A 16,481-nucleotide genomic window follows, 5' to 3' on the forward strand; every position below is an offset into this window, starting at 1 on the left:
CAGGACTACCATTCCCTTATTATAAGGTTTTTTTATGGATTTTTGTAGTGAAAACTCCCATTATTCCTAATTTTCCAATATATTATTTTTCTTGACTTTTAGTTGAAATTTTTATGCAACGCTAGTGATTTTTTTAAGAACAAAAGACATGTTTATTATTCAATTTATATAGTGATTTCCTTCCTTCTTCATCGTCAGTAATAGAAGTCTTTTTGTCTAATTTCTTTTCATACCTAAATTTATTTTTCAATCAGCTGATAATTCCCACTATGCCTTTGAGCGTTTGAAAGATTTTAGAGAAATGCTCGGAATGAAGCAAAATTAATCTCAAGCTCTACAATAGCATCATATACTTAGAATAAATAAAAACAACGGTTTCATTCGCTTTTTTCGTAGGGGTTTTCGTTCCATACTACGATGTTCATGATTGGCACTTCCTTTCTCATTTAACCTGATAGACTGATCGTATAATTACTTTCCTTTTTAAGCTTATATACTCTTATGAAAGAAGTGAATAAAAAATGCTGATAATACCTCTAACAGTATTTTTTATTCACTTCTTCAAACGAACAGAATCCCGGTATGCAATATGGTGCGGAATAATAATTCGCTTTTTACTCAGCTTTTGATTCGTACACATTTGAATAATTGCTTTTGCTGACTCTACACCGAGCTCATAAATTTGAATATCAACCGTTGTTAATGCCGGTTTTATAATCTCTGAAAAATAAATGTTATTGAAACTGACTAAAGAAATATCTTCAGGAACTTTGATTCCGTATTCCTCCAACATGCTAATAACACCTACACTAATTAAATCATCACTTACAACAACTGCATCCGGCTTTAGTTCAAGCCCTAAAATTTGTTCAACAGCTTGCCTGCCGCCGGATTTCAGAAATTCTGTATGGATCGTATACTCTTTCGTTATAAGTATACCAGCTTCCTTTAACGCCATTTCATAGCCTTTTTGCCGGTCAATAGTTACAACAAGGTCAGCGGCACCGCCGATAAAAGAAATCCTTCTGTGACCATTTTCTATTAAATACGTCGTAATATCTTTTCCTGCTTTTACATTGTCATTGTCTACATGAACAATTTCATCCTTATCCCCTGAAGGCTTTCCTACCATAACAAAAGGAAAATTCTTTTCTTGTAAGAAATCCACCACCGAATCATTTAAGCGGGAATAAAGTAATATTATTCCATCCACATACTTTCCTAAAACCATTCTTTCAATTTCTTCAAACTTTTCCTGTTCCGTCTGTCCGGATGATAAAAGTATCGAAAATTGTTTTTGGTGAAAATAAGAACCTATTCCTCTTAAAACTTCCGTAAAAAATGGATTTTGTAAAGACTCATCCGCTGAGGATGGCATAATTACACCGATCGTCTTTGTTGACTGTATTACCAAGTTTCTGGCAGTCAGGTTAGGATGATAACCTAATTCATCCATTGCTGCTCTTACTTTATTTTTTGTCTCCTCACTAATCCTCGAGTTATTTGCAATCACTCGGGATACCGTTGAAGGAGAAAAGCCGGTTACTTTTGCTATATCTTTAATCGTAACTATTTCCATCACCTTCTAAGTTAACTTATTAAAGAAAATATGAAGAAACAGAACCAGCCAATTCAACCTTTTTAAAATTGCACGTATTTCTCCCACTAACATTGTTTGTATATCAATATATTTTTAAAGCAGCTTTTAAGAATCCTGACATACTAACAAGATTTTACTTTTTCTAACATAGAATCCATACCGTGGTAGGTGTAAGTTTCTTATATCTTCTATCGTGCTTATGAGTTCTTTCATTAGAACTATTTAAAGTAGCATACATCATTTTAGCCTTTTGTACCACCAGAAGCTAAACCAGAAATTAAGAATCTTTGCAGGAATAAATAAATTGTTGCAATTGGTACAGCAATTAATACAGAGCCTGCTGCAAATCTAGTAAAATTATTAGCAAACTGATCATTAATAAAATTGTACAACCCTACAGCCAATGTGTAATTCTCTTCACTGGATAACACAATAGAAGGAAGTAAGAAATCAAATAATGGAGCCATAAAATTAAATAAAGCAACCACTGCCAGAATTGGTTTTGCTAATGGCAAAAGAATACTCCAAAAGATTCTAATCGGTCCTGCTCCATCAATTTTAGCTGCTTCATCCAGTTCTTTTGGAATCGTATCAAAATACCCTTTGACAAGCCAGGCATTAAATGGAATTTGTCCCCCTAAATAAATTAATATTAAACCGGTTAAAGAATCTAATAATCCAATCATATTTAAGAAAATGTATAATGCTACCATCGCCATCATTACAGGGAACATTTGTAAAAGTAAAAAGATATATAATCCATTTTTTCGTCCTACAAATTTAAACCTTGAAAACGCATAAGCAACAAAAGCTGTCAAAACAACGCTTCCAATAGCATTGGCAAAAGCAACAATTAATGAGTTTTTATACCATAACAGATAATCACTTTCTGGACTGAATAGCCATTGATAATGCTCCAACGAAAAATTATCCGGAATAATACTGGAAGAATATAGACTGGTGCCCTGATTCAGCGACATACCAATTGTCCAAAGAAGCGGATAAAAAATAACAACAGCAACAACGGCCAATATCAGATAAATAGCGGCTACTTCTAATTTAGATTTTAATCTTGAATTCATTAAATATCACCTTCTTCTTTAAAGGACCTGGTTCTGCGGAATTGATAAAAAGCAAATCCAGATACAATTAATCCCATGATAATTGAAATAACAGCTGCCATTGAATAATTATTTGTATCGAAGGTTAATTTATATACCCAGGATATTAAAATATCTGTACCGCCGGCATTTTGTCCCCGGACAGCTGGTCCACCTTCATTAAATAAATAGATGACATTAAAATTATTAAAATTTTGAGCGTATTGCATGATTAGCAGTGGTGCGGTCGCAAACATGACATGGGGAAACGTAATATTTTTGAACTTTTGAATCCTTGACGCCCCGTCAATATCTGCCGCTTCATACCAATCTTTTGAAATGCTTTGCAGGATTCCTGTAAACAGTGCAAAAATAAAAGGAAATCCAAGCCATGTTTGTACCATAATAATGGCTATACGACTATAGAGTGGATCACTTAGCCAAGCTACTCCATCTCCTCCAAATAAAGGAATAATAATATCCCGGTTAATCGCTCCAAAATCATCATTAAACATTGCGGCAAAGACAAGAATCGTCACAAATGCCGGTACAGCCCATGGTAAAATTAAAATCGTTCGAATTAATTTCTTAAATCTCAGCCTTTCGTCATTTACCAAGACAGCCAGAAAGAAACCTAAGGCAATCTGTAAAGTTGTAGCAACTACCGTCCAGACAATGGTCCATACGAATACACTGAAAAAGGTTTCTTGCCAAATCGGAACGGTAAATAAATTCTTAAAATTATCCAAACCAACCCAATCCACTAAGTTACGCGGGGGTGAATGATATAAATCATAATTTGTAAATGCTAATAGCAAAGAAAATAGTAATGGAAATATAACCACAAAAATCATTAAGAATAGGCCAGGGAATGTAATAATATAAGGAAATGAATAATTATAAACCTCTTTTACAACCTGTTTAAAACTTAAAGGTACCCATCCCTGTTTTATTTTTTTAGCTTGTTTTCTTGCATCCAGCACGTTAAATACATATAGTGTAATTGCTATTACTGTAACAATTAAAGCCAGTACACCCAGTACAAGTAACCGGATCGAATGATCGACTCCCGGAATGGTTCCTAATGTACGTAAGCCCCAAAGTCCATAATTTATCGCGTCTAAAAACGCAAATAAGAATGCTCCTTCAATAACAATAAAGATACTTCCTTTAACGTATCTCCGGTTATACAGCTGACCCAACCCAGCAAATAAGATTGATAGTACTGTAGCTAAAGCAGGATTGTGTTTTTGATAATTCTTTTTTGGCTTTTTTTCTGGAGTAGTCAACCTTCCTCCTCCTTTAATTTAAATTTGGGTCAATCAAAAAGAGGAGATAAACTCCTCTCTCTAATTATTCTCCTCCGCCTGCAGATTGGATATTATCATTAATTTGATCTACAGCTTCTTCTAATACTTCCTGAGCATCTTGACCTTCAGCCAGGAATTGTAATGCATTTTGCATCGGCTCCCATACCTGAGCCATTTCTGGAGAACTTGGCATTGGAACCCCAAATTCGATTTGTTCAGCAAAATCTGCATACATCGGATCTTCAATATTATTTAAAGCCTCTTCATTTGGAGGTAACTCTCCTGCAATATCATAATAAGTCTGCTGATTCTCTTCATTTGTAATAAACATGGCTAAATCTTGAGCCCAATCCTTATTCTCGGAATAATAAGAAACCATCCATGACTTAACCCCTACAAATGTGGCACTTGGTTCATCATTTAGTTGTGGAAAAGGTGCAAATCCTAAATCATCACCTAAAGCGTTTTCATAAACTGGAATACTCCAAGGTCCATTTATAACTGCTCCTATTTTTCCTTCTGTAAACAAGCCATCAATGACATCTGCATTCGTACCTGCCGGAATTTTTCCTGATCCAAAAAACTCCTGATAAAATTCTCCGCCTTCAATGGCGCCTTCATTCGCTAAACCTACATCTGTAACATCATAGTCTCCAGCTTCCCCGCCAAATATATATCCACCATAGTTAACCAGGAATGGATAAGCAAAGTAAAAATCATTTGGTCTCATTAAAAACCCATATTCATCATTCGAAGCATCTGTATTTTCTTCGAGGATCGCTAAAACATCTTCCATTGTTTCTGGTGCTTCATCCACAATGCTTGTATTATAAAAAATACCGTATGTTTCAATAACAGCAGGTAACCCATATATATCTGTTTCATCATCATAAGTGTAAGTAACCGCATCTACTGCTGCATCTACGTATCTATTTAATTCTTCATCGGTCACATCAAGAGGTTCTGCTAATCCCTGTGCAACAATATTTCCAATTTGATCATGGGGTTGATAGAATAAGTCCGGCCCATTTCCTTCAGGTCCAGCCAGTGATAACTGTTGTAATTGCTCAACCATTGGTTGTCCCTCTACTCTAACTGAGATTCCTTCTTCTTCTTCATATTTCTCAACAATCTCGTTAATAGCGTCCATTTGTTCATCTTGATCATTCATCCAAATCACTAGTTCTTCCGGCTTCTCCGCCTCACCGCCAGTACTTTCTTCCCCCGGTTCCTCTCTATCAGGTGCACATGCCCCTAAAATCAAAATAAATAAAAAAGAAATCAATGCAAAGAAACGTACTTCCCCTCTCATATTCCCCAACTCCTCTTTTTATTTTGTTATTTGCGCAAACGTTTGCACAAAAACTTTAAAATCAATTCTAATCTATTTATTTTATATTTGCAAGGGCTTTCAAAAATGTTTTTAATTTACTTATTTTCCTCTTGACTTCTGATTATTATTTTGTAAGTATTAGATTTAATAACAATGTTCAATTTACAACTTGAGGGCTATGCTTTGTCATTACAACAACCCCTGTTTTCTATTCCAGAAAACAGGGGTTGTTTATTTTAAGGAGGAGTTTCATGTTAAAAGAAGCTATTTATCACAGACCGAAAGGCAATTTTGCTTATGCTTATAAAGTGGAAACACTTCATATTCGTTTAAAGACAAAGAAAAAAGATGTTCAAAAAGTAAATTTAATTTACGGTGATCCCTACGATTGGAAAAAGAAGAAATGGGATTATAAGAAAATTCCTATGTCTATCAGTGCTTCCGATGACTTATTTGATTATTGGTTTATAGAACTCAATGTACCTAGTAGACGCTTAAGGTACGGCTTTGAAATAAGCGATAAAAAAGATATATTAATATATACTGAAAAAGGTTTCACTTCCAAAATAGAAACGGAAGATATATCTTATTATTTCTGTTTTCCATTTATTAATCCGGTTGATATTTTTGAAACACCGGATTGGGTTAAAGAAACCGTATGGTATCAAATTTTCCCTGATCGATTTTCAAATGGAAATAAGGAAAACGATCCGAAAAAGGTTTTGCCTTGGGCCAGTGAAGCACCTTCCTTAGACAACTTTTTTGGCGGTGATTTTGAAGGTATCATTAACAATTTGGATTACTTAACTGATTTAGGAATCAATGGAATTTATCTGACGCCTATTTTTAAAGCCTATTCCAACCATAAATACGATACCATTGACTATATGGAAATAGATCCGCAATTCGGAGACAAAGAAACATTTAAAAAACTTGTAGATGAATGTCATCAAAGAGGAATCCGAGTAATGCTAGACGCTGTATTTAATCATAGTGGCTTATATTTTGGTCCTTTCCAAGACGTTTTGGAAAATCAGGAAAACTCAAAATACAAAGATTGGTTTCATCTGCATGAATTTCCAGTAAAGGACGTCTATCCACCCAATTATGATACGTTTGGGTATGTTGAATCCATGCCTAAACTAAATACAGAGAACCCGGAAGTACGCTCTTATTTCTTAGATGTTGCAGCTTATTGGATTGAAGAATTTGATATTGATGGATGGCGTCTGGATGTGGCAAATGAAGTCGATCATTCATTCTGGAAAGCATTCCGTAAGAGAGTTAAATCGATTAAGCCTGACTTATATATTCTTGGAGAAATATGGCATGATGCCCTGCCATGGCTGGAAGGAGACCAGTTTGATGCAGTCATGAACTATCCGTTTACTTTAGCAAGTTTAGATTATATTGCAAAAGAGAAGATAGACACCAAACAATTTGCTAATCGCTTATCTACATCCTATGCATCTTACTTGGAAAATAGCAATGAAGTAGCTTTTAACTTGCTCGACAGTCATGACACGCCACGAGTACTAACTGAATGTGATGGTGATATAGAAAAGGTACGTTTATTGTATGCACTATTATTTTCTTTTCCTGGTACACCTTGTGTATACTATGGTGATGAAATTGGGATGACAGGTGGAGAAGACCCTGAATGCAGAAAATGTATGGTTTGGGATGAAGTGGAACAAAATACATCACTTAAAAAATTTGTAAAACAATTTATTCAATTGCGGCTTTCTGAAGAAGCATTTACACATGGAAAGTTATCTATTATACAACCAAATGAGAAGGACAATTACTTTCATTTTGTGCGATCTGTTAAAGATACTTCTGTTCATTTTTTTATTAATCCAACAAATCAACCAGTTAAAGTATCGCTGGATTGTACTTCTTCTAATTACGTTTTAGATTTATGGAATCAAAAAGAGCTAAAAACAAAAACTAATATACAAGTTGAATTATCAGCTAATAACTTTCTTATTTTAAAACAATCAAAGTAAATCTTTATCCAATGGAAGAATATAAATATTTTCTTACACTAGATTTCATTTAGCCTAATAAACAAAACAGTGGAAACATACTATACCATTTACTAGCATGTATAAAAAGCAACTTCCTCATTAAATCAGGAAGTTGCTTTTTAATCCTGATAACCTTATACCTTATCTTGGCCTTCTTTCTTTTGTCTCCGGAAATTGTGGAAACGGATGATGAGGTTTTGTTTGATACCAATATGCAACAGATGAAATGTCATCTGCGCGCTCAAATAATTTTATATCGTCATTACCTATTTGTTGAAGGGTCACTGTCAGCTTTTCATCAAATCGAATCGGATCCGGCAAATGCCAACGATATAGTCCATGCATTGGTAACGCATCTTTTCCAAATCCATGCGTCGGAATACTATCCTTCTTTGGGAAGTTATCTCTCGTATGATCCTCTGTAGATTGAAAAGCATAACCTAAAAACGGTGTATTGTAGGTAGATGAACGAATTATCCCGTCTTCATGTTTTTTATGAAAAGCCCACGCTCCGCCAAAATAGTCTTCTGTACCAGTACCGCAGATGGTCGGGTATTGTTCATCATCATCGATATAAAATTTAAATTCTCCTTCTCCCCACCAATAGCGTTCCAGCGCAGTTAATGCAAGGTAGGTTCCAACATAATGCCCTTTTCCTCTAATGTCACTGACTACCGTGTAGTCTTTCGCTTCCTGCGTATATTTTTCTCGACGCCATTGGGCATGAAAATATGCTGTATCATCGTCTATATCGTCTTCCACCGTATAGTTAATCGTGTAAAAGAAAGCATCAATATCTCCTTCATGTTCATTTGTTACTACGATACGTGCCTTTTTTCGAAACGGCATTGGGAAATAACAATTCATCGCACCTGATGGGTTAACTACAATAGGTATAGAATTAATATCGCAGCGTGTTCCAAAACCATTACAGAAGAAATCTCCTAATGGAGCTTCCACAGATGGTGTCTCTTCATCGTCCCAATACATCCGCAATACAATATCCCTTAGTACAAAACTGCCGTGTACGGTGGCATCTGTTACTGTCATCCAAATATGACGAATGGTTCCCGGCCCATCTATTTCTGCCAATGTAACCGTTTCTCCACTCTTCAAATCAGTCATTGGTCTTCCTTTTCTGCTTGGACCTAGGTCACTCGCCTCTTTCCCGCCTGCTCCAGTTGCTCCAGTAGGATTTTCTGGATTAATAGATCTGCTTTTATTATTCTTTAACTTTTCAATTCCTTCTAATGTTAACATCTTAAAACTCCCTTTCTATTATTTATCCTTTTATTGCTCCTCCGGTTAAGCCGGAAATAATTCCTTTTCTAAATATAACTGTTAATATAACAATTGGAAGCATAGCAATGATTGAGCCAGCAAATATAGTACCGTATGGAATGGAATATGGCCCGCTAAACAATGCAATACCAACCGAAACCGTACGCATTGACGGATCGGAATTTATAATTAATGCCAGGAAAAATTCAATCCATGTTGCAATATAAGTAAAAATTGCTGCTGTAAATAACCCTGGCTTAATTAAAGGTAAATAAATTTTATAAAAAATAGAGAATACGTTAGCTCCGTCGACTCTCGCACTTTCTAGCAACGAAGTCGGTATTTGGATAAAATAATTTCTTAATAACCAAACAGCAAATGGTAAATTAAAAGCTATATAAGGAATAACCAGTCCAGTATATGTGTTCAACAAACCGAGATTATTAAGCATAATATAGATAGCTGGAGCTACAGTAACAGGAGGGAACATAGATAAAATCAATAACCCTACCATCATTGGATATTTATTCGGTAATGGCAATTTTGCTATAGCAAAGGCCGCCATGCTGGAAAATATTAATACAATAATTGTTGCAGAAACAGATACAATCATACTGTTGAATAAGTTTTCTAAAAACCCGAAGTCAACTAATGCTTCCCGGTAGTGATCTAATGTCCAGGTTTCCGGGATGAGATTAGGAGGGTAATCCCCTAATTCGGATGCTGGTTTAAAAGACGTAATAACAATCCAATAAAACGGCGCTATAATAATTGCCAAAAACGTAATCAAAACAATATAACGGCCAGCAGTAGATAATCGTCGCATAAGTTAGGACTCTCCTTTCACAACAGAGCGAATCAGGGGATAAAATGTAATGGACAACATAATAATGAAAAATACAACACTTACAGCGATTGCTGATCCTAATCCAAAATTCAAGTTCTGGAACAATGATTTTTGTGCCAACATTGCAACAGGCTGTGTAGCATTCCCCGGTCCGCCACCTGTTAATACAAACGGTAAATCGAATACACCGAAAGCTTGTAATAAACGAAAAATAACCGAAACAGCAATACTCCCTTTAATAGCCGGCAACGTAATTTTCCAAAATTGATGCCATATATTAGCTCCATCAATGGACGCTGCTTCATATTGATCCTTTGGAACCATCTGTAATCCTGCCAATAATATAATGACAACAAATGGTGTAGTCTTCCATATTTCTGCAATCATCATACTGATAACAGCTGTATCCGGAGTCGCAAGCCAAGCAATAGGTCCATCAATCAGGTGAAGCGTTTCCATAATATAGTTTGCTACGCCATAGACAGCATTGTAGATATATGACCACATCTGCCCGGATACAACGGTGATTAACGCCCATGGAATTAACATAACTACTAAAGATACATTTAATAATCGCTTCACTTTATTAATCGCTAATGCAATCAATAGTCCCAGTACAATTTCAACAGCTACAGTGACAAAAGAGAAATAAAATGTAAACCATATACTATCCCAATAAACAGAATTTGTAAAAATATCAATGTAATGCTGCAGCCCTATAAAATCAAACACATAACCGCTGCTCGAGATATCTACATTGCTCAAACTCATGCGAATCGTATAGAAAATTGGATAGAACATAATCGCTGCAAGTACCAGAAAAGCTGGAAGTACCATTAAATATCCCGGAAGGTTCTTTTTCCACGGTCTATGCAAAGAATATTGTTTCGCATTTTTGTCTTTATTTGACATACCTAACTAAACCTCTTTTCTTGTATTATAAACCAGATTCGTTTGCTGATTTTATTTGTTCTTCCATAACTTCTAATATTTCCGTAACACTCCGTTCTCTGACAAACATATCATTCACATTCATATATATACCTTCAGAAATAGCATTATAGTTCGGTGATTTCGGTCTTGGTGTTGGATCTGCTTCTTGATAGATTTCTAAAATTGGATAATTTTGAATCATTTCTGGATCTTCCGTAATATTTGTATTGGTTGGAATCATGTCATGTTCTTCCAGCATTAATCTTTGAGCTTCTTCTCCTGTTAAATAATCCATAAAAGCTAAAGATGCTTCTAAATTCTCTGTATTTGGATTGATAAATACATTCCATCCAGATTGCGTTGTATTACTTTCTCCTCCTTCAAAACCTGGAAGCGGGACAATTCCAACATTTTCACTTATTGCGGAAGTATCGGGATCCTGTAATTGCCCATAATAACTCATCCAATTACGTAAAAAAGCTGCTGATCCTGAACTAAACGTATTCGTTGCTTCGTCTTCATGAAAAGTAGCTACCGCATTTGGTGTTGCACCACTCGTAAATAATTCTTTCATGAAGGATAATGCTTTTTCTGTTTCCGGTGAATTAATCACAACATTCTCATCTTCATCCAAAACATCTCCGCCTGCAGCTCGTAAATATTCTAAGAAATTTGTCGTCAGTCCTTCATAAGAAGCTCCCTGCCAAACAAATCCGTAGTCCACATATCCTTCTTCTTGTAATTGTATCGATGTTTCTTGCAATTCTTCCCAAGTACTTGGTACAGGCAATCCTGCTTCTTCTAAAATATCTTCACGATAATAAAGAACACCGATATTATCGTAGAACGGTGCGCCATAGACTCCTCCTTCATAAGTAACGGAATCAACCAATGTTTCTGAAAATCGGTCCCAAAATTCATCGGGCATTATATTAGATAAATCCATCGCAATGTTAGCGTTACCAAATTGTGCCGGCCAGTTTGAATCTCCACTATAAATGTCCGGTGTCTCGTTTTGACCTCCAATTGCTGTCGTATAATAAGTTTGTGATTGATTAGTGGTAGAAGGAGCTTCTTCTAATTCAACATTGACATTCGGATATTGCTCTTCAAAACCTTCTATTAATTCTTGTCTTAAACCCAAACCGGAGAGACCTCCACTTGACCATACGATTGTCCCTTCTGGCTCAGAATAATCAACAGGTTCCTGAATATCCTCGCTTTGGGAAGCGCTCTCATTATTACTGCAACCTACTATTAATAAAAGTAGAATAAAACTAGAAAACCAAAAGATTTTTTTCATTCTCTTCATCCTCCAAATAAAGTTAAACGTTTAACTTTTAATTTAAAATAACATACTTTATATAAGTATTTTTTTAAATTTTATTTTTGTTACACCCGCATGTTTCTCCGATAATCAACTTATTTTTCAATTCGTCTGTTCTTTTCTTATCTCCATGTTTTATATCTAATAATTTTTGTATGGCCTGCTCTCCTATTCTTTGAACAGGCTGTTCTACAACTGTGATTTGTGGGTATAAAAATTCCATCCAAGGTTCCACGTCGAAACCGATTATAGCAATTTCCTTAGGATTTTTTTTATTTCTGTTTTTCAGTTCTCTATATGCCCCCAAAAGTAAACGATTATTTGTAATGAAGACTGCTTCGATATCAGTGTTCTGATCCAATAATTGTTTCATTGCTCTCTGCCCTGTTTCTATACTGCCATCACCAAACGCTAAAAAAGAGTCTTTTACAGGTAAACCGGCATGCTTCATTGCTTCCAAGTACCCTTGTTTCCGTTCTTCCATGGAGGAAACCTTCGTATTTGCATAAATAATACCTATTTCTTTATAGAAATGTCTGTTAATTAAATGATTGACCGCATCGATGGACACCTGTTTGTTATTTGTAGTTAACGTATATTCTTCCAAACCAGGTACTTTTCGATCTAAAAATATAATAGAAGTGTTATTTAAATAGCGTTTTAATTTTTCTTTTGTCCACCCTTTTGTCGGTGCCATAATAATGCCTTCTACTCTTTTCTGCATTAGAGAATCTAGAAATGACTGTTGTGCTTCTAAATCTTCACCTGTACTTCCTACAATAATTTTCCATCCTAAAGCTTCTGCCTGAAACTGTATTCCATTAAGTATATCCGTGAAAAACTGATTATAACCTATGGTTAAAACACCGATTAACTGACTAGAACCAGATTTAAGCTGGCGAGCAGATGCATGCGGTATATAGCCTAAAGCTTCAACAGATCGTAATACTTTCTCTTTCGTTTCTTTCTTAACCGGTTTTGTTCCATGCAATACATGCGATACTGTAGCGGTTGATAAACCACAATGCTTGCTTACATCTTTTAAAGTTATATTCAATAGACATCCTCTCCGTAAAAAGTTAAACGTTTAATATTAACTACATAATAAAGATACCGCTTTCAATTGTCAATAAAAATCAAAATTTTATTACGGTTTTATTCTAAAAAAATAGTTAAATAAGTAAGTTTAAAATAGCTGTTTTCATTACTTTAACAGACAATAGTAATGATACAGCTATTTTTTTGCCTAAAATTCATATTCTATTTATAGATACACTATCATCAATACAAACTTACAATTTTATGGTTGCTTGATATTTTTTATAAATTAAAACAATATATACAGAAATTACGTAGATGTTAATCCCCAAATCTACAATAATTAAACAATTATTTAAGCATTCTGTTCCGCTTTAAGATTTCCATCGCGCAAATCCTCCTTCCGAATTAATCACCTGTCCTGTAATCCAGGATCCTTCATCAGTTAACAGCCAACTTATGAGATTAGCCGTATCAGTAGGTTGCCCAAAACGATTGAATGGAAATTTACTTCTTACCTCTTTCCATTTATCCTCTGTTAAATAACCTGTGTCAACTGGACCGGGATTCACTACATTAATCGTGATATTTTTAGCAGCTAATTCATCAGATAACGTAAGAACGATTTCTGCTAACCCTCCTTTTGCAGTAGCATAAGCAACTTCTCCAGGCATAGGACCTTGCTGTTGTCCAGATGTCATAAAAATAACCTTCCCAATATTTTTGTCTGGTAAGTGTTGTTTCATAAATGACTGTGCAAGTAACAAAGAAGAGCGTGTATTTATAATATAATGTTTATCAATCATCTCTGCTGTTAACTCTTCTAAAAAACCATCAGAACCACTCAATGCATGATTACAAATTAAACCATCTACATGTCCACAATACTTATTAATTTCTTTGAACAACTCTTCGGGAGCAGAAGCATCCATAAAGTTTCCTTGGAACTCATAAAATGTTGCGTCTTCTACAAGCTCCTTTTTAATTCCCTCTATTACAGCATTTAAGTCATCAGCCCCCCATTCTTGTTCACGATCATGCGCTTGATGGTGATGAATAATAACGGAAGCTCCAAGAGCAGCTACTTTTCTTGCTATAGCATATCCTATACCAGCTCGTCTACTAACCCCTGTAATTAATATTTGTCTTCTTTTTAAAGGATATCGTTCCCTTGTTAGTTCGCTCACAGCTTTCCCTCCTTCCATACATAGCTTCATTTTTATCAACTTCCCCAAAAATGAAATCGGTTACACAAACTAATTTTAGCATACAATATGAGCAATAAGTAAAAATAGTTGCTTTTAATACAATTATTTCGTTAAGTATAGACCAATGTAGATTAAAATGTTTCCTCACCATTTATTTAAGCTCGAATAACATTGGTATTTGCTTTGTTTATTTTCAAATCTTGGATCCATGTGATCCTATAAATGATTAAAGTTTGACAATAATTCAAATCAAATTTAAACTAAGATAAATGTAATCGTTTACAAAAGGAGGGTTCTATTATGGGGCAAAAACTTAAAATAGCAATTATTGGTTGTGGGGGGATAGCAAATGGAAAACATTTTCCCAGCCTTAGCAAACTAGAGCAAGTTGAAATGACAGCGTTTTGCGATATTGTAATTGAAAGAGCAGAAAAGGCTGCAAAGGAGTATGGAACGAAAGACGCAAAAACATACGTAGATTTTAAAGCGTTATTACAAGACACATCCATTGATGTTGTTCATGTCTGTACCCCAAACAATGCGCATATGGAAATCACAGTGGCTGCTTTGGAATCCGGAAAACATGTCATGTGTGAGAAGCCAATGGCCAAGTCAACAGAAGAAGCTAAAAAGATGGTAGAAGCAGCTGAACGAACCGGCAAAAAATTAACGATTGGGTATAATAACCGATTTCGCCCCGACAGCCAACATCTACATAAGCTTTGTGAGCGAGGAGATCTGGGAGAAATATATTATGCAAAAGCACACGCTATCAGAAGAAGGGCAGTACCTACATGGGGAGTATTTCTGGACGAAGAAAAGCAAGGAGGCGGACCTTTAATTGATATCGGTACACATGCGCTTGACTTAACGTTATGGATGATGAATAACTATAAACCCAAATCGGTTATGGGAACGGTCTATCATAAATTAGGAAAAAAAGAAAATGCAGCTAATGCTTGGGGGCCTTGGGATCCAGAGGCGTTTACAGTAGAAGATTCTGCATTTGGTTTTATAACGATGGAAAATGGCGCAACAATTGTACTTGAATCTAGCTGGGCATTGAATTCCTTGGACGTAGATGAAGCTAAATGTTCTCTCAGCGGTACCAAAAGCGGTGCAGATATGAAAAATGGATTGCGAATTAATGGGGAAGACTTTGGTAAATTATATACGCAAGAATTTGAATTAGAATCCGGAGGGGTTGCTTTTTACGATGGTAAATCTGAAAGTGATCCTGATGTTGAAGCTAGAAATTGGATTGAAAGTATTACCAATGATACCGAACCAGTCGTGAAACCAAGAGAAGCACTTGTTGTCACTCAAATATTGGAGGCAATATACGAATCTGCAAAAACAGGGAAAGCCGTTTATTTTAATCAATAAGAAAGTTAAAAGGATGCGTTTTGCAGAATAAATAGTTGAGGAGGAAATTTTATTGGTTAATATTGCATTGTTAAGCAGATGGCATGTACATGCGGACGACTACGCCCGAGAAATTCAAGCTAATGATAATTTATCTATTAAACTTGTTTGGGATGAAAATGCGGATAGAGGAGAAAGATGGGCAGAGGAATTGGGAGTCCCCTTTGAACCCGATCTTCAAAAGGTTTTGACAGATCCATCAATCGAAGGAGTAGTTGTCACCACCCCAACAAATTTGCATAAAGAAGTAATTATCTCAGCTGCAAAAAATAAGAAACATATTTTCACGGAAAAAGTTTTAGCTTTTACAGTACAAGACTGTAAGGAAATTTATAATACGATAGACCAATATGGCGTTGAATTAATGGTTTCCCTTCCTAGATTAACAGAAGATTATTATCTATATGCGCAAAAAGTGATAGATAATAACTGGATTGGAAAACTTACTACTATTCGATGCCGTACTGCACATGATGGCGCGGTTGTAAGCCCGGGAGAAAACGAGGGATGGTTACCAAAGCGTTTTTTTGAAAAAGAGAAATCTGGAGGCGGCGCCTTAATCGATCTGGGAGCCCATCCAATATATTTGACTAACCGATTAGCTGGTAAAGTAAAAAAACTGGTTGCCCGTATGAATCATACAAACAACCTCGGAGCAGATGACAATGCTGTCATCTTAGCAGAATACGAATCTGGTGCGATGGGCATTCTTGAGACCGGTTTCCTGTCCAAAGGCAGTCCGTTTCAATTAGAGCTCTATGGAACAGAAGGCACATTACTAATCGAAGAAAATAATATCCGCCAGAAATTTGGAAATGGTGAGTGGTCATCCCCGGATAACCCACCGAAATCACTCCCTATGCCGATGGAACAATGGGCACTGGCAATTATAAATGGGACTGCTCCTGCTATTAAACAAACGGATGTCATTAACTTAACCCTGGTTAATAATATAGCAGAAAAATCAAATAAAGAAGGGTGCTGGATAAATCCTGAGTCAATCATTAGCCCACTTGAATAACTAGCAATAAACCTGTTATAACAAACGT

Annotated in this window: 13 protein-coding genes; 3 read left to right on the top strand and 10 right to left on the bottom strand. The window is 35.7% G+C overall.

Translation table 11 applies throughout. The features are described from left to right. Positions 1 to 553: 553 nt before the first annotated feature. The 4 genes from ACFQ19_RS18970 to ACFQ19_RS18985 all read right to left on the bottom strand — a co-directional run bounded on the left by ACFQ19_RS18970 (position 554) and on the right by ACFQ19_RS18985 (position 5,322). Complete coding sequence (locus ACFQ19_RS18970) at positions 554 to 1,573, bottom strand: LacI family DNA-binding transcriptional regulator (protein ID WP_379594303.1); 1,020 nt, start codon at positions 1,571 to 1,573, stop codon at positions 554 to 556. Positions 1,574 to 1,842: 269 nt separating this feature from the next. Then, positions 1,843 to 2,682 carry a sugar ABC transporter permease gene (locus tag ACFQ19_RS18975; RefSeq protein ID WP_379594269.1) on the bottom strand — a complete coding sequence of 280 codons (840 nt, stop codon included), beginning with the start codon at positions 2,680 to 2,682 and terminating at the stop codon, positions 1,843 to 1,845. Further along, on the bottom strand, positions 2,682 to 3,989 hold the full coding sequence (locus ACFQ19_RS18980) for a sugar ABC transporter permease (protein WP_379594270.1): 1,308 nt from the start codon (positions 3,987 to 3,989) through the stop codon (positions 2,682 to 2,684). The genes ACFQ19_RS18975 and ACFQ19_RS18980 overlap by 1 nt, the downstream gene beginning before the upstream one ends. Before the next feature lie 64 nt (positions 3,990 to 4,053). Further along, entirely contained in the window at positions 4,054 to 5,322 is a 1,269-nt protein-coding gene (locus ACFQ19_RS18985) for a sugar ABC transporter substrate-binding protein (protein ID WP_379594271.1), read from the bottom strand. Positions 5,323 to 5,594: 272 nt separating this feature from the next. On the opposite strand from ACFQ19_RS18985, the gene ACFQ19_RS18990 reads away from it, so the two are divergent. Continuing rightward, positions 5,595 to 7,352, top strand: coding sequence for a glycoside hydrolase family 13 protein (locus ACFQ19_RS18990; RefSeq protein WP_379594273.1), 1,758 nt, complete (start codon positions 5,595 to 5,597; stop codon positions 7,350 to 7,352). Positions 7,353 to 7,514: 162 nt separating this feature from the next. Here ACFQ19_RS18990 and ACFQ19_RS18995 read toward each other — a convergent pair whose 3' ends face one another. The 6 genes from ACFQ19_RS18995 to ACFQ19_RS19020 all read right to left on the bottom strand — a co-directional run bounded on the left by ACFQ19_RS18995 (position 7,515) and on the right by ACFQ19_RS19020 (position 13,986). Continuing rightward, entirely contained in the window at positions 7,515 to 8,633 is a 1,119-nt protein-coding gene (locus ACFQ19_RS18995; protein WP_379594274.1) for a glycoside hydrolase family 172 protein, read from the bottom strand. A gap of 22 nt (positions 8,634 to 8,655) precedes the next feature. Beyond that, a complete protein-coding gene (locus ACFQ19_RS19000; protein ID WP_379594276.1) occupies positions 8,656 to 9,480 on the bottom strand; it encodes a carbohydrate ABC transporter permease in 825 nt (274 codons plus the stop codon). A gap of 3 nt (positions 9,481 to 9,483) precedes the next feature. Beyond that, the gene (locus ACFQ19_RS19005; RefSeq protein ID WP_379594277.1) at positions 9,484 to 10,413 is read right to left on the bottom strand and encodes a carbohydrate ABC transporter permease; all 930 of its coding nucleotides are present in this window, start codon (positions 10,411 to 10,413) and stop codon (positions 9,484 to 9,486) included. Positions 10,414 to 10,438: 25 nt separating this feature from the next. Continuing rightward, on the bottom strand, positions 10,439 to 11,737 hold the full coding sequence (locus ACFQ19_RS19010; protein WP_379594278.1) for an ABC transporter substrate-binding protein: 1,299 nt from the start codon (positions 11,735 to 11,737) through the stop codon (positions 10,439 to 10,441). A gap of 73 nt (positions 11,738 to 11,810) precedes the next feature. Next, on the bottom strand, positions 11,811 to 12,818 hold the full coding sequence (locus ACFQ19_RS19015) for a LacI family DNA-binding transcriptional regulator (protein WP_379594280.1): 1,008 nt from the start codon (positions 12,816 to 12,818) through the stop codon (positions 11,811 to 11,813). 355 nt (positions 12,819 to 13,173) lie between these two features. Further along, a complete protein-coding gene (locus ACFQ19_RS19020) occupies positions 13,174 to 13,986 on the bottom strand; it encodes an SDR family oxidoreductase (protein WP_379594281.1) in 813 nt (270 codons plus the stop codon). Between the two features lie 321 nt (positions 13,987 to 14,307). Between ACFQ19_RS19020 and ACFQ19_RS19025 the strand changes: the two genes are divergently transcribed. Continuing rightward, entirely contained in the window at positions 14,308 to 15,393 is a 1,086-nt protein-coding gene (locus ACFQ19_RS19025) for a Gfo/Idh/MocA family protein (protein ID WP_379594283.1), read from the top strand. A gap of 52 nt (positions 15,394 to 15,445) precedes the next feature. Next, positions 15,446 to 16,453, top strand: a complete 1,008-nt coding sequence (locus ACFQ19_RS19030; protein ID WP_379594285.1) for a Gfo/Idh/MocA family protein — start codon at positions 15,446 to 15,448, stop codon at positions 16,451 to 16,453. The last annotated feature ends 28 nt before the right edge of the window (positions 16,454 to 16,481 follow it).

Origin of the sequence: Oceanobacillus locisalsi, assembly GCF_042675985.1 — a bacterium.
Classification (GTDB): domain Bacteria; phylum Bacillota; class Bacilli; order Bacillales; family Amphibacillaceae; genus Oceanobacillus; species Oceanobacillus locisalsi.

Coding starts and splice junctions, on each gene's coding strand:
- ACFQ19_RS18975 (WP_379594269.1), bottom strand. CDS start 2,682: ATGAATTCAAGATTAAAATCTAAATTAGAAGTAGCCGCTATTTATCTG.
- ACFQ19_RS18985 (WP_379594271.1), bottom strand. CDS start 5,322: ATGAGAGGGGAAGTACGTTTCTTTGCATTGATTTCTTTTTTATTTATT.
- ACFQ19_RS18990 (WP_379594273.1), top strand. CDS start 5,595: ATGTTAAAAGAAGCTATTTATCACAGACCGAAAGGCAATTTTGCTTAT.
- ACFQ19_RS18995 (WP_379594274.1), bottom strand. CDS start 8,633: ATGTTAACATTAGAAGGAATTGAAAAGTTAAAGAATAATAAAAGCAGA.
- ACFQ19_RS19000 (WP_379594276.1), bottom strand. CDS start 9,480: ATGCGACGATTATCTACTGCTGGCCGTTATATTGTTTTGATTACGTTT.
- ACFQ19_RS19005 (WP_379594277.1), bottom strand. CDS start 10,413: ATGTCAAATAAAGACAAAAATGCGAAACAATATTCTTTGCATAGACCG.
- ACFQ19_RS19010 (WP_379594278.1), bottom strand. CDS start 11,737: ATGAAAAAAATCTTTTGGTTTTCTAGTTTTATTCTACTTTTATTAATA.
- ACFQ19_RS19025 (WP_379594283.1), top strand. CDS start 14,308: ATGGGGCAAAAACTTAAAATAGCAATTATTGGTTGTGGGGGGATAGCA.